11 protein-coding genes, 1 pseudogene and 1 riboswitch are annotated in these 13,760 nt (G+C 62.4%); of the genes and pseudogenes, 5 read left to right on the top strand and 7 right to left on the bottom strand.

All coding sequences use genetic code 11. From position 1 onward, the window contains the following. From BCY88_RS26890 to BCY88_RS26900, 3 genes are all read right to left on the bottom strand, one after another. Window positions 1-1,392: an aldehyde dehydrogenase family protein gene (locus BCY88_RS26890; protein ID WP_120347448.1), complete on the bottom strand. Its 1,392-nt coding sequence runs from the start codon at window positions 1,390-1,392 to the stop codon at window positions 1-3. 24 nt (window positions 1,393-1,416) lie between these two features. After that, a complete protein-coding gene (locus BCY88_RS26895; RefSeq protein ID WP_120347199.1) occupies window positions 1,417-2,814 on the bottom strand; it encodes a glutamine synthetase family protein in 1,398 nt (465 codons plus the stop codon). A gap of 337 nt (window positions 2,815-3,151) precedes the next feature. Further along, on the bottom strand, window positions 3,152-4,309 hold the full coding sequence (locus BCY88_RS26900; RefSeq protein WP_120347200.1) for a pyridoxal phosphate-dependent aminotransferase: 1,158 nt from the start codon (window positions 4,307-4,309) through the stop codon (window positions 3,152-3,154). Window positions 4,310-4,341: 32 nt separating this feature from the next. On the opposite strand from BCY88_RS26900, the gene BCY88_RS26905 reads away from it, so the two are divergent. Continuing rightward, entirely contained in the window at window positions 4,342-4,998 is a 657-nt protein-coding gene (locus BCY88_RS26905) for a GntR family transcriptional regulator (protein WP_120347201.1), read from the top strand. A 345-nt stretch (window positions 4,999-5,343) separates the two neighbouring features. Here BCY88_RS26905 and BCY88_RS26910 read toward each other — a convergent pair. Beyond that, a pseudogene (locus BCY88_RS26910) lies at window positions 5,344-6,312 on the bottom strand (D-2-hydroxyacid dehydrogenase family protein); the annotation flags it as partial. A gap of 299 nt (window positions 6,313-6,611) precedes the next feature. Here BCY88_RS26910 and BCY88_RS26915 point away from each other — a divergent pair. Together BCY88_RS26915 and BCY88_RS26920 are read left to right on the top strand one after the other, a co-directional pair. Beyond that, window positions 6,612-7,508: an NAD(P)-dependent oxidoreductase gene (locus BCY88_RS26915; protein WP_120347203.1), complete on the top strand. Its 897-nt coding sequence runs from the start codon at window positions 6,612-6,614 to the stop codon at window positions 7,506-7,508. A gap of 24 nt (window positions 7,509-7,532) precedes the next feature. Continuing rightward, window positions 7,533-8,216 (top strand): class I SAM-dependent methyltransferase, encoded by a 684-nt coding sequence (locus BCY88_RS26920; RefSeq protein ID WP_220669696.1) that lies wholly within the window; start codon window positions 7,533-7,535, stop codon window positions 8,214-8,216. A 106-nt stretch (window positions 8,217-8,322) separates the two neighbouring features. Here the strand turns inward: BCY88_RS26920 and BCY88_RS26925 are convergent, their stop codons facing one another. Both BCY88_RS26925 and BCY88_RS26930 read right to left on the bottom strand, forming a co-directional pair. Beyond that, a complete protein-coding gene (locus BCY88_RS26925; RefSeq protein WP_259461522.1) occupies window positions 8,323-9,393 on the bottom strand; it encodes a helix-turn-helix domain-containing protein in 1,071 nt (356 codons plus the stop codon). A 25-nt stretch (window positions 9,394-9,418) separates the two neighbouring features. Then, window positions 9,419-9,808, bottom strand: a complete 390-nt coding sequence (locus BCY88_RS26930; protein ID WP_120347205.1) for a hypothetical protein — start codon at window positions 9,806-9,808, stop codon at window positions 9,419-9,421. Between the two features lie 44 nt (window positions 9,809-9,852). Then, a riboswitch (SAM-I-IV-variant riboswitch) is annotated at window positions 9,853-9,957 on the bottom strand. 145 nt (window positions 9,958-10,102) lie between these two features. Between BCY88_RS26930 and BCY88_RS26935 the strand changes: the two genes are divergently transcribed. Then, window positions 10,103-10,465 (top strand): translation initiation factor Sui1, encoded by a 363-nt coding sequence (locus BCY88_RS26935; RefSeq protein ID WP_120347206.1) that lies wholly within the window; start codon window positions 10,103-10,105, stop codon window positions 10,463-10,465. A 102-nt stretch (window positions 10,466-10,567) separates the two neighbouring features. Here the strand turns inward: BCY88_RS26935 and BCY88_RS26940 are convergent, their stop codons facing one another. Beyond that, window positions 10,568-11,359 (bottom strand): AraC family transcriptional regulator, encoded by a 792-nt coding sequence (locus tag BCY88_RS26940; protein ID WP_120347207.1) that lies wholly within the window; start codon window positions 11,357-11,359, stop codon window positions 10,568-10,570. A gap of 223 nt (window positions 11,360-11,582) precedes the next feature. On the opposite strand from BCY88_RS26940, the gene BCY88_RS26945 reads away from it, so the two are divergent. Continuing rightward, window positions 11,583-13,736 (top strand): TonB-dependent siderophore receptor, encoded by a 2,154-nt coding sequence (locus tag BCY88_RS26945; RefSeq protein ID WP_259461523.1) that lies wholly within the window; start codon window positions 11,583-11,585, stop codon window positions 13,734-13,736. Window positions 13,737-13,760: the final 24 nt, after the last annotated feature.

A 13,760-nucleotide genomic window follows, 5' to 3' on the forward strand; every position in this document is an offset into this window, starting at 1 on the left:
TCAAAGACGGGTTTTCAGATGAAAAGACTTGGGTCGCGTCAGGTGCTCGTAACCAACTGCCGACAAGGTCGCGCCACGGCCGGTATTCTTCACGCCGGTCCAGGCGAGCGCGGGGTCGAGATAATCGCAGCGGTTCATAAAGAACGTGCCGGTTTCGACGCGCTGGCCGATCGATAGCGCGGCGTCTTCGTCGCTGGTGAACACGCTGGCCGTCAAACCGTAGGGGCTATCGTTCATGAGCTCGATGGCCTGTTCGTCGCCGGACACGAGCATGATGCCGACCACCGGTCCGAAGCACTCGTCGTTCATCAGCGTCATGCTGTGGTCGACGTTCACGAAGATGCCCGGTGCAACATAAGGCGTACCGGCGCGTGACAGCGCAAACCCGCTTTCGTCGATCAGATTCGTGGCGCCTCTCGCGAGTGCGTCGGCAATCACGGCGCGCACGCCGTCGGCTGCCGCGGTCCGCACGACCGGACCCAGGGTGGTTTGCGCATCGAGCGGATTGCCCAGCACGTACTGATTCGTCAGCGCAACGGCACGCTCGACAAAATCCTTGTACAAGGGCTGAGCCACATAAATACGCTGGATACCGCAGCACGACTGGCCCGAGTTGAAAAATGCGCCGTCGACCAGCGTTTCCACGGCATGGTCGAGGTTGGCATCGCCTCGCACGTAAGCCGGGTCATTACCGCCCAGCTCCAGTCCAACGCCGATAAAACGCCCGGCTGCGGCTTCTTCGACGATACGCCCTCCGTTCACCGAACCGGTAAAGCAGACAAAGCCGATTTCCTTCGACTGGATCAGGCGACGCACCCGCTCATGATCCACATGCAGATACTGGAACACGCCCTCAGGCAGATCGGCCTGAACAAACGCCTCGTGGATGAGTTCGGCGCACAGCGGCGTTTGATCGGAGTGCTTGAGAATGACCGCATTGCCTGCCAGCAGGGCCGGCACGATGCTATTCACGGCGGTCAGCAAAGGGTAGTTCCACGGCGCGACGGTCAACACCACGCCGACCGGTTCACGCGAAATGAAACGGGTAAAGCCATCCTGCGGCGCCACTTGCACAGGCTTCAGCGAGTCTTCGGCAATCGCCATCATATGGCGCGCGCGTGCCGCAAAGCCGTCCACCTCGCCGGCGGTGTAGCGCAGCGGACGCCCCATCTGGTGCGTAATCGCCTCGGCGATATTGGCCTTGTTCGCGACAAAGTGCTCGACGGCGCGGCCAACCAGCGCCAGACGTTCCGACAGCGGTCTGGCGGCCCATCCCTTCTGGGCGGCGTGCGCGCGTTGCAGCGTCTGCTCGATCTGCGAATCGCTCGCATAAGGGCGGCGCACGAATTCGCTGCCGTCGATCGGGCTAATCGTAACCAGTTCTTGTTTCATCATGGTGGGCTTCTACTCTTGGACTCAAATGATTTCGAAATACCGGGCCAATTCCCAATCGGTCACATGCCGGCGGAACTGCCGTTCTTCCCATTCGCGGGTCGCCGCAAAGTGCTCGACAAACGGTTCGCCAAACAGGATCTTCGCTGCTTCGGAATCGCGAAGCCGCTGTGCGGATTCCCACAAGGTGCAAGGCAATTTCAGGTGGGCCGGAAATTCCTGTGTATAGGCGTTCCCCTGAACGATCGGGCCCGGTTCCAGACCTTGTTCGATACCGTACAAACCGGCGCCCAATGCGGCCGCCAATGCAATGTAGGGATTCGCGTCGGCCGAACCGATGCGAACTTCCACGCGCTGGGACTTTTCGGAACCCGGGATCAGGCGCAAGGCCGTGGTTCGATTCTCGACGCCCCATGTTGCATCGAGCGGCGCCCAGTAGCCTGGCACCAGACGCGAATAGCTGTTGATGGTCTGCGCGAACATCGACATGAATTCGGGCAGGTAGCGTTGCACTCCCGCCATGAAATTGGCCTGCCTGGCGCTCATATTGTACGGACGGCTTTCGTCGTAAAACACCGACTTGCCCGTGCGCGTTTCGCGCAGCGACACATGAATATGACCGCTTTGTCCTGGGTGGTCGTGCGACCATTTCGCCATGAAGGTCGCCATCAGATTGTTCTTCTGGGCCAGCGCCTTGGTGAAGGTTTTGAACAGCATGGCCTTGTCCGCCATTTCGACCGCGCTGTCGACCGCAAGCGCAGCCTCCAGAACACCCGGACCGGTTTCGGTATGCAGACCTTCGATCGGCATGTCCATCTGCTCGCACATATCGAGCAACTGCCGGTAAAAATCCCCTTCGACCGTGCTGCGCAGCACTGAATAACCGAAATTGCCGGGTGTCCAGTTTTTCAGGTCGCGATAATTCTTGTCGCGTACCGAATGCGGCGTCTCGTCGAACATGAAGAATTCATACTCGAGCGCGGCAAAGGCTTCGAAGCCCATTTCGTCGGCGCGCTTCAGTACGCGTTGCAGCAAACTCCGTGGGCAAATTGCTGCGGCATCCTCAACGAACTCGGCGAGGAAGAACAACATGTCTTCGCCGTTGCTCTGTTCAAGCGGCAAGCGCCGGCAGCTCTCCGGCACGATGCGCACCATGGCGTCCGGGTAGGCCGTATGCCAACCGGTGTACCTGGTATTGTCGTACATCTGGTCGTTCGAATCCCACCCCAGAACGACGTTGCAGAAGGCAAAGCCGGCACGCAGCGCACCAAGGAATTTATCCTTGCGTAAATATTTTCCGCGCAGAATGCCGTCGACATCGGACACACCGACTTTGATATGCGTCAGGCCGCTTGCCTCTACCAGGCCAATCGCGTCTTCTACTGTTTTGATCGCCCGTTCGGGCTTCGCATGCGCATCCATATTCAGTGTCTCCGCTTTACCGTTCTGACGGTTGGGCCATCTTAGGAACGAGAAAATTCGAGATCAACAACAATCGGAATTCATTATGTTGACGATCGGCTGGGGTAATACTCGCTGACCTGGGGCCGTGAATGCCTGAGCCGGCGAGGGGTCCAGAAGATAGTAAGAGGACGAAAAACCGAGTGTTATCGAAAATCGGCAATACCCTTCCTGGCCTTGAAGAACAAGGCCGGGTTCGGGTGCGGTCTGGGGTCTGACTGATTGAGGACTTAAGAGAACGACAGGGTGCCGGGGGGCGTGTGCTCTTGAGGATCGCCGATACATCGACTGACGGCGTTCATGTCTGCCATGAACGTCGTATGCGTTCGCGAATGTCATGCAGGCGCGAAATGGACTCGTTGGAAAACACGAAACGCAGATAGCTGTCCGCACCCGGCCCCCAGTTCGTCATCGGCGTAGCCGCGACCTTGCCGTGTTTGAGCAGCAGCTTCGACGCGTCGGGCGGCTCCAGACCCAGCTCGCGCGTGTCGATGAGCATCGACCAGCCGCCATGCGGGCGGATCACGGGCAGGTCGGCAAGCGCGCTCATCAGAAAGTCGCGGCGGCGCTCCCACTCGGCGACCGCGGCGGCCACGCCGTCGTCGCTTGCCGTCAGCGCAGCCGTGGCGCCGGGCATCGCGATTCCCACCTGACACACCACGTTCGACAGGCTCACGAGACGCACGTCGTTCATGATCGACGCGGGGCCGACGATCCAGCCGACGCGCCACCCGATCATCCGATACTCCTTCGATACCGCACCGATGGTGATGGTGTGTTCGCGCATGCCCGGCAAACCGGCGGGATGAATGACCTCGCGTCCGTCGAACAGGATGCGCTCCATCGCCGCGTCATAGACCAGCCAGATGCCATGGCGCTTGCAATGTTCCGCGATCGCAAGCCATTCGTCCCGCGACGCGACGTAGCCGCCTGGCATTGAAGGCGACATGATCAGCAGCGCTTTCGTTCGCGGCCCGATCGCCGCGGCAAGACTATCGAGATCGAGCCGCCAGCCGTCGGCCCCCGGCTGCAGCCGCGCGAACTTCGGCACGCCCGCGGCTAGATGCACCCGGTTGATCAGCCCGGCGTAGGTGGGATCCGTCAGCACGACCTCGTCGCCCGGCTCGAGAATCGACAGCAGCACGTTGAAAATCCCGGCAAGACCGCCGGCCGACACGATGCATTCGCTCGCGGCGTCATAAGTGACGCCCGCCGCGCGGCCGACCCGCCCGGCGGCCGCCTCGCGCAAGGCACGCTGGCCGGTAAAGGGCAGGTAGCTGTTTGCCGCGTCGTCGTCGACGGCCTCGTGCGTGCGAGCCAGCGCCTGCACCGGCGGGCGCAGGTCGGTATCGAGATTTTCAAGCCTTAGAATGTCCGCGTCGTGCAGGGAATCTGCGGCGTCGCCGATGCGATCGACTCCAATGCCGGGAATATTTCTCAAGCGAGATACTGTCACCTGGGCCTCCAATATGGTTTTAATATATTAAAGTGAAAAAATCTGCAGATGGCAAGCTCTCTTTGACTTCGCTCGCCGACCGCCTGCGCGAGCGCATCGCGGACGGCACTTTGGTGCCGGGGACGCAGTTGCGGCAGGATCTGATTGCGAAGGAATTCGGCACCAGCCACATTCCGGTGCGGGAGGCGTTCGTGCAGTTGCAGGCGAGCGGGTTCGTCACGATCGTGCCGAACCGCGGCGCATTCGTCTCCGCGATGACGAGGCTCGAAGCGGCCGAGTTGACGGAAATGCGCATCGCGCTTGAGTTACTGGCATTGGATGCCGCGATCGACGCGTTCGGCGCGGACGACGAAACCGCGGTCCGCGCCATCCTCGAGCGCGACGAACATGAGCACGAGGTCGAGCACTGGTCGATCGACAACTGGGCATTTCACCGCGCCATCTATCGGGCGAGCGGCAAGCGGCATCTGCTGGAGACGCTGGAAACCATCTGGCGCAAGATGGACCGTTATCTGCGGCTCGTCTGGCAACTGGAGCGCTACCAACGCATCTCGCTCGCCGAGCATCATGCGATCCTCGACGCGGTGCTCGCCCGTGACCGGCGCGCCGCGAAGCGCCTGACGAAAGCGCATATCGAAGCGGCCGGCGTCGTGATGCAGGACGCGCTGCGCGACGCCCGGCAGGGCTGAGGCGGCGAGAGGGTTCGGGCTAGCCGGATCGGGCCGTGCCCGCTGTCAGTTGGCCGGCGGCGAATCCGTTCCCGGCGTGCCGCGGCTCGCGCGCAGATAAGCGGTGCCGGCCGGGCTGACCGCTACCTCGGCCACGCTGCCGGGTGAATGAGTGCGCGTCAGATAACCGCGCGCGCAGGCATCCTCCCAAACCGGCAGGCGGGGACATGAGGTGCGCCAGACTTCCATCGCTTCACTGTAAGGGCGGCTACCAGACCCGATCCATTCCAGCAGATCGAGAATCAGCGGTTCGACTGGGTCGTGCGTGTCGGTTCCCGTGCTGGCGGCGTCGCGCGATACGGCGCTCTTCAGCACCTCTGGATTGACCACGTGGATCGGTTGTCCGGCCGCATAGGACACGATCTGATCGAAGATGTCGGAGAACTGGATCTCATACTCGTCCTCCGTGACATAGCCGATATGCGGCGTGCAAACAACGTTAGGCATGCGCAGCAGCGGATGCTCAGGATCGCGCAACGGTTCTTCGTCATAGACGTCGACCGCCACCATGCCGGGCCGGCCAGCATGCAGCGCCTGCTCCAGTGCACCCGGCGCGATTAACCCCGCGCGGCTGGTGTTGACCAGCAGGGCGGTGGGTTTCATCCTGCCGAGATCTTCCGCCGTCACAATGCCGCGAGTGTCGTTCACGAGGCGCATGTGCAGCGAGAGCACGTCGCACGCCTTGAAGAAAGCCGGCTTATCCGATGCGATGTCCCAGCCGTCTTCGCGGGCCCGTTGCAGCGAGGCCTCTCTCGCCCAGACCAGCACCTTCATGCCGAACGCAGCACCGTAGCGCGCCACCTCGGCGCCGATGCGGCCGTACCCGTAGATGCCCAGCGTGCGGCCACGCAGGCTGCGGCCCACGCCCGTCTGCCAGCGGCCGGCCTGCAGTGCCTGCATCTGCTGCGGAATCTGGCGCATGGCCGCGATGACCAGACCCCAGGTCAGTTCGGCCGCGGCATAGGAAGGGCTGCCGGCATGCTGATTCGAGGACACGATCACGCCGTGTTCCGTGCAGGCGCCGACGTCGATATGGGGAAAGACGCTGCGCTGACTGATGAGCCGCAACTTCGGCAGCCGGGCGATCAGCGGCGCGCGGATCTGGGTGCGCTCACGAATCAGCACCAGCACCTCGGTGTCGCGCAGGCGCTCGGCCAGCGCATCCACGTCCTGCACATGGTCGTTCCATACGGTGACAGCGTGGCCGTCCAGCTTGTGGAAACAAGGCAGGCCCCGCAGCGTGTCGAAATAATCGTCCAGAATCGTGATGTTCATGCTGACCCCTTCTCTTGCCATCCTCTTATGCTGAGCCTCATGGAGCGAACCGTAAAATGAAATTATTTGAGGAATTGCTGCATTTTTCTTATGAAAATCGGCACCCCCGGCGTGCAGGCATGATTGTGACGATTTGGATAGACTGAGCGGCGTCGCTCGGCTCAATCGACACCGTCCGGAGCGCGCGTCACAGGCTGGCCAAAACGGCTACCCTCTGACGCGCATGCGCGCTGCATCCGCACGCGCACCCGATCCACCCAACCGTGGCCACAAGCCATGGATAAGAAACGGAGACACTCATGAAAACAGGATTCATCGGCCTCGGCGTGATGGGACAACCCATGGCGCTCAACCTCGCGCGTGCGGGCACTGAACTGATCGTGTGGAACCGCACGCCGGAACGCTGCGCCGCGTTGCGCGACGCGGGTGCGCAGGTAGCGCAGAGCGCGGGCGATGTTTTCAGGCAGGCCCGCATCGTCATCTTGATGATGGCGACAGATACGGCGCTCGACGCGGTGCTCGGCCGTCACACCGCCGATTTTGCAGCGAACGTCGCGCAGCACACGATCGTGCACATGGGAACGACCTCGGCAGATTATTCGCGTGGCCTCGAAGCCGACATCCGCGCGGCGGGCGGACGCTATGTCGAAGCGCCCGTGTCGGGCTCGCGCAAGCCGGCCGAAGCGGGGCAACTGGTGGCGATGCTGGCGGGCGAGCCCACCGCGCTCGAAGAAGTGCGCCCGCTCCTCAAGCCGATGTGCCACGAAACGGTGATCTGCGGGGCGGTGCCCACGGGGCTTCTGATGAAGCTGTCGGTCAACACGTTTCTGATTCCAATGGTGACCGCGATTGCCGAGGCGTCGCATCTGGCGCGGCGTTATGGGCTCGACATGAAGCAGTTTCAGGCTGTGCTCGACGCGGGTCCGATGGCGAGCAACGTCTCGCGCGTGAAGGTCGACAAGCTCGTGAACGAGGATTTCTCGGTGCAGGCGTCTATCCTCGACGTGCTGAAGAACAACCGGCTCGCGGCTGAAGCGGCGCGCAACGCGAACCTCGCGTCGCCGCTGCTGGATGTGTGCTTTAAGCTCTATAGCGAGACTGTCGAGCTGGGCCACGGCCAGGCTGATATGGCGGCCGTCGTGCATGCGATCGAAGCGCGCACCGAGGCGAGAAAAAACGCCGGCGGCGCGGAGTAATCGACACATCGGGTGGAGCGCGCAATGCACATCGAACCGCTTAGCGACGGCAAGATCGTCGAGTCATGGAAGCGCAACGCTTCGCCGTGGACGAAAGCGGTGCGCGGCGCGGAAATCGAAAGCAGGCGGCTGGTCACCGATCGCGCCGTGCTGGATGCGGTGCTGGCTTGCAAGCCAGCCACCGTTGTCGATCTGGGCTGCGGCGAAGGCTGGCTGGCTCGCGCGCTTCAGCAGCATGGAGTCGGCGTGACGGCGGTAGACGTGGTGCCGGCGCTGGTGCTCGCCGCGACGCAAGCCGGTGTGATCGACGGCCGGGTTCTGTCCTATGAAGAGATCGCGGCGGGGCAACTCGAACTGAGCGTCGACGTCGTGGTCTGCAATTTTTCACTGCTCGGCAAGGAGTCGGTGGACGGTCTGTTGCGCGCGATTCCAACGCTGCTCAATCCCGGTGGGTCCCTGATCGTGCAAACGCTGCATCCCCTGGTTGCATGCGGTGATGTGCCGTACGTCGACGGTTGGCGCACGGGCTCGTGGGCGGGCTTCGACGAAGCGTTTAGCGATGCCCCGCCCTGGTACTTCCGGACCTTGCAGAGCTGGCTCGAACTGATATGGACCAGCGGGCTGACGCTTCGCGAGATGCTCGAGCCTTTGCATCCGCAAATCGGCAGGCCGGCGTCAGTGATCTTTCGCGCGCAGGGACGAGGTTAGCGGGTGGTCGCGCGCGTCAGGCTTTGTTAGCCCGGCGTGAATCGCAGCGCGCCATGCCATGGTCGTTGCCCTTGCCCTTGCCCTTGTCCTTGTCCGTCAGTGCTATCTATCTGAAGCGCTCCTGCGTTGCGTGCCCGCGCTGGAGCAAGGGCGCGTACGCGTGCAACTCCCGAGGCGCGATGTCGAAGGCGCGACGGAATGCACGCGTGAAGCTCGACGCGTCGTTGAAACCCAGTCCCGCGGCAATGTCCTGTACCTCGAGATGGGGAAAGCGCACGAGCTCGTCTGCCGCCATGCGCAGCCTGCGGCTGCGGATATAAGCGGCGAGGCCGCCTTCATGCTCGAAGAGCCGGTACACGGTGGCGCGAGAGAGATGCAGCGACGCCAACACGCTGTCAGGCGACAAATCCGGATCGTGCAGATTGGCTTCCACATACCGCCGTATCTGTCCGTAGACGGCCGCACGCACCGCTGCGCGGCCGTTGCCGGAAAGACCCGCTTGACGGCTGAACGCTGCGGCGAGCAGCCCCACCGCGGTGAGGAACGACTGATGCGCTTCTTCCTTGCTCAGTCCGACGATTTGCCGCTTCAGCGCCACCAGATGATCAATCAGCATGCGTGTGAGAGGCGTGGTGGCGTGAACCGAACGGCCATGCAACGAGGCAGCGTCCGGGAACGAGCTTTCCACCAGAGCGCGCGGCACGAAGAGAAGCAGCAGCCGGCCCTGAAAACTCTGGATGGTGCACGGCTGATCCATGTCCAGCGCGAGGATACTCGGCACCTGCGCTATAGGCGGCGCGTCGGCGCGCGGCTTGCCGCCCAGGAACTGCGCCGGCTGCCCTTCAAGGAACACGCTAAAGCTGATGTCGCGAATGCTTTCGGTCGACACCCGGCCCAGCGACCGCACGGCCACGTTCGGCCCAGTGTGGAAGTCGAAGAAGCTCAGATTGTCGATCGTGTAACGGGACAGCGATGCTGCGAACGTGTCCTCGGCGTGCCTTGAGGAAGGCCGTATGTCGTACACAGGACTCATCCGCTCCTGCCAGGCCAGCAGGCTTTGCCGGGCGTCGCCTTGAACGCCGAACGTGCTGTGCACGATGCCGGCAGCAAGCTTTGGCGGCTCCGGCAGCAGCAAGCGGCCTGGCGGCGGGGCGGTGTGTAGCGGATCGTCGTTCAATACGGTGTCTGCTGCTGATTTTTGACTAGCACGGACAGTGAGACGCGCGCGCGGATCGATCGGACGGACGATCATTTGCCATCGCCTTGCTTGAGTCCGGTCGGACAAAAAGGTGTTCCAGGCGAATACGTAGTACGCCGTCAAGAATCAGGAGTTTCTCGCGCAGCAATTTTGCCTGGCGCTCGCCGATATCGTCCAGAACGATCCTCTGATCGAGGACGTTGCCGCTTCGTAGCACCACGAAATTGCTGACGCAGACCTGCTGGTCTTTCAGATGTGCGGCGACCCGTGATACGACATCCATGCTTGCAATGGAGACGAGGTGGATGACATGGGTCAGCTGGAAACCCGGCAGGTGTCGCGACCAGTTTTCTGCGTGGTCTACCGCGGGTTGGGATGAGATATCTTCGCGCATACAAGCTCCGGAAAGTAATGGTGTTCGAACCGGTGCTAGCTATGCCGCTCCCGCTTCGTTGCCGTTAATCGGCCGCATCGCCCTGAAGGCTTCCACCTTGCCCGGGAAGGCAGGTTGGCGTCGGACTCGTCCGACTCTGGATGCAGGGGACATGATAGCAAAAGTCGGCAAATCAGCCAATCGGCCGCGCCCCCCGGCGTTCGATGCCTGGCCTGAGCTGGCCTGGCAACGGCCAGGACGCATTTGCTAAACTCGTTCCGATCCCCGACCTTTGTGTCTTTCAATAAGCCAATCATGAAGAGCAGTTCAAAAGGCGGCCTCGTCTATTCCACCGATGGCGGCCGGATGTGCCCCGAATGCAGGCAGGTCCTCGCGGAATGTGTCTGCAAGACGGCTGCCGCCACACGGCCGGTGGGCGATGGGGTGGTGCGGGTCAGTCGCGAAACCAAAGGCCGCGGCGGCAAGAGCGTGACGCTCGTCAAAGGGCTGGCGCTCGATCCTCTGGCTCTGGCCTTGCTGGGCAAGCAGCTGCGCACGGCTTGCGGTTCTGGCGGAACGGTCAAGGATGGCGTGATTGAAGTGCAGGGCGACCACTGCGAACGGGTCGTCGAAGCGCTCAAGAAGTACGGCCACAGCGCGAAGCGGGCCGGCGGGTAAGCGCGTCTTTGGGCGGCGATTCCGACACCGCCGCTATTCCAGGTCCGGGTATGGCCGCTTCGCGTAACCAGCGCGCTGAGCCCAACCACAGATGCCGCGGAGCTAACCCGCGGGACGCCTCAGCAGGCGCTGCGGCGTTTCTCCAATCGAGCGGCGGAACATCGCGATGAAGCTGCTGCTGCTCTGGTAGCCCAACTGATCCGCGACCCGCGCGACCGAGTCGCCCTGCGCAAGCCGCGCCATCGCCTCGACGAGGCGCAACTGCTGGCGCCATTGCCCGAACGTAAGCCCCGTTTCCTGGCGGAACAGACGCGCCAGCGTACGCGCGCTCGCGCCTACCGTGTGGCTCCATTCGTCTAGCGTGTCGTCGTTGTCGGGCTCGGCAAGCAGACGGCTGCAGATCGTTCTCAGACGCCGGTCGCTCGGCAGCGGCAGGCCGCCCTGCGTGGTCGACTCCGCATCGCGCAGCAGCGCGAGCAGGAGCACGGCGATGTGCGCGCCGATACCGTCCTCGGCGTACTCGCGCGGCTGCTGCGCAAGCGCCATGATGAGTTCGTGCAGCAGCGGGGTGATGAACAGCACGCGGCATGCAGGCCACAGCCACGGCGCCGCGTCGGGCTCCAGATAGACACTGTACGAGTCGACCCCGCCGATCATGTGCAACTCGTGATCGACGCCAGGCGGCAGCCAGATCGCGCGCATGGGCGGCAGCATCCAGCTGCCCATCGGGGTCAGCACGCGGGCCGCGCCGTTCATCGGATAGAACAGTTGTACCTGTTCGTGCGAGTGCCAGATCTCGCGATATCCGTTCGGATAGTTCGAGCCGCGCGCCATGACCGGCCGCGCTTGCCTTTTGTAATCGAAGCCGAACTGCGCTCTCCAGATCGGATCCATGTTTCCCGTCCTTGGGCTTTAAATTGCCAAAACATGTCCGTTTTGACGTGTTTGATGGCAAGACAGCGCGTTATCACGGGCGCTATCCTTTCACGTCTTTCGGGTTTTCGCAACATAAGTACGAATCGAAATAGTAACGATTCTTATTACGTTTGTTATTAGTTCATAATTTTTTGACCATTTTGGGAAGGGTTTGGGGATGCGCGACCGGGGAACGAATCGCATGACACGGATGCATTGGGCAGTAACGGTAGCGTGGCTGGCGGCCGCTGCCGGCGCACACGCACAGGCTGCCGGGGACAACGCCGCACAGGACGGCAACGCGCCGCAGGCAACGACCGGCGCGCCATCCGGGACGCTGGCGCCGGTGGTCGTGTCGGCCACGCGCGACGATAAATCGGGGACGCAAGGCTACGTCGCTAAACGCAGCATCGCGGGTGCGAAGACCGATACGCCGGTTGCCGAAATTCCGCAGTCGGTTTCGAGCGTGACGCGCGACCAGATGGATGCGCAAGCTGCCCAGACCATCGACGGCGCGATCCGCTACGTGCCGGGCGTGACGACGCAGGACAACGACGTGCGCTTCGACCAGATCACCGTGCGCGGCTTCAGCCTCGACAACGCCACCTACCTCGACGGCATGCGCCTGATGCGCACGACCTGGTACGCGGACCCGCGCATCGATCCGTACTTCCTGGATCGTATCGACGTGGTGCGTGGGCCGGTCTCGGTCCTCTACGGACAGGCGAGTCCGGGCGGCGCGGTACTCATGACGAGCAAGCTGCCGACCGACTATCCGTTCCATGAGGTGCAGGCGCAGATCGGCAGCAACAACCGCTATCAGGGCATGTTCGATCTGAGCGGGCCGGTCGACCAGAACGGCACGATCCTCTATCGCGTGACGGGCCTGGCTCGCGACGCCGACTCGCAGACCGATCACGTCAAGGAGCAGCGCATCGCCATCGCGCCTTCCGTGACGTTCCGCCCCGACCGCGACACGAGCTTTACGTTGCTCGGCAGCTACCAGTACGACCCGCAAGGCGGCCTGTTCAATCCGGTGCCGGCCGCCGGCACAATCCTGCCGAATATCAACGGCCATATCTCGTCGCACGACTATCTCGGCGATCCCGAGCGCGACCGCTTCAAGCGCCAGCAGTTCTCGATCGGCTATCTGTTCGAGCACGCGTTCAACGAGACGTGGACGGTCCGCCAGAACCTGCGTTATCTGCACCAGGATATGCAGTACTACCAGGATTCGATCTTCGGCTCGCTTGCCGCCGACCAGCGCACGGCCGGCCTCTACACCAACAACAACGACGAGCATCTGGGCAACTTCACCGTCGATACGCAGGCCCAGGCAAAATTCAACACAGGCCCGGTCAGCCAGACCGTGCTGTTCGGCTTCGACCTGCAACGCGTGACAAACCGCATCAGCCGCGGCTACGGGCTCGGTACGATCGACATCTTCGATCCCGATTACAGCAACGTGCCCTACGTGTCCGATACGACGAAGGAATACATCGGGCAGACCGAGTATGGCGTGTACGCGCAGGATCAGCTTCGCTACAAAAAATGGACACTGACGATCGGCGGCCGCCAGGACTGGGCACGCACCTCCGACACCCTCAACGGCAACGAATCGCGCAGCCAGCAGCACGCTTTCACATGGCGTGCCGGCCTGAACTACACATTCGATTCGGGCATCTCGCCGTACGTGAGCTATGCGACTTCGTTCCAGCCGTATGCGGGCAGCACCTTCAACGGCACGCCGTTCGAGCCGACGCGCGGCAAGCAGTACGAAGTCGGTGTGAAGTACCAGCCGAAGGGCTATAACGCACTCTTCACGCTCGCGGCGTTCGATCTGCGCCAGCAAAACGTCGCGACGTCGGACGACGCGCACCCCGGCTTCATGACGCAGACCGGCGAAATCCGCTCGCGCGGTTTCGAAGCCGAAGCGCGCATGAGCCTGACCGACAGCCTCGACCTGATCGGTTCCTATGCGTATCTGAACCAGACGGTGACGTCGGCCTCGCCGAACGATCCATCGCTTGGCAAGACGCCGCCTACCGGCGCTCCGACCAACATGGCTTCGCTGTGGCTCGATTACACGCTGCACAGCGGCGAGCTGCGTGGGCTTGGTTTCGGCGGCGGCATGCGCTATATCGGCGCGTCGGCGGGAGACGATGCGAACACGTTCAAGGTACCGAGTCACTTTCTCGTCGATGCCGTGGTGCACTACGATGTGCGCAACTGGCATTTCGCGGTCAACGCCAGCAACCTGTTCAATCGTCAGTACATCGCCTATTGCAACAGCGGAACGCAGTGCTATTACGGTGCCGATCGTTCGGTTATCGGCACGGTCCGCTATCAGTGGTGATGCTGGACTGATTACCGACGCTCC

Source organism: Paraburkholderia fungorum (assembly GCF_003610895.1).
Taxonomy (GTDB): domain Bacteria; phylum Pseudomonadota; class Gammaproteobacteria; order Burkholderiales; family Burkholderiaceae; genus Paraburkholderia; species Paraburkholderia fungorum_B.

Coding starts and splice junctions, on each gene's coding strand:
- BCY88_RS26920 (WP_220669696.1), top strand. CDS start 7,533: ATGCACATCGAACCGCTTAGCGACGGCAAGATCGTCGAGTCATGGAAG.
- BCY88_RS26940 (WP_120347207.1), bottom strand. CDS start 11,359: ATGGATCCGATCTGGAGAGCGCAGTTCGGCTTCGATTACAAAAGGCAA.
- BCY88_RS26930 (WP_120347205.1), bottom strand. CDS start 9,808: ATGCGCGAAGATATCTCATCCCAACCCGCGGTAGACCACGCAGAAAAC.
- BCY88_RS26935 (WP_120347206.1), top strand. CDS start 10,103: ATGAAGAGCAGTTCAAAAGGCGGCCTCGTCTATTCCACCGATGGCGGC.
- BCY88_RS26890 (WP_120347448.1), bottom strand. CDS start 1,392: ATGAAACAAGAACTGGTTACGATTAGCCCGATCGACGGCAGCGAATTC.
- BCY88_RS26915 (WP_120347203.1), top strand. CDS start 6,612: ATGAAAACAGGATTCATCGGCCTCGGCGTGATGGGACAACCCATGGCG.
- BCY88_RS26895 (WP_120347199.1), bottom strand. CDS start 2,814: ATGGATGCGCATGCGAAGCCCGAACGGGCGATCAAAACAGTAGAAGAC.
- BCY88_RS26945 (WP_259461523.1), top strand. CDS start 11,583: ATGACACGGATGCATTGGGCAGTAACGGTAGCGTGGCTGGCGGCCGCT.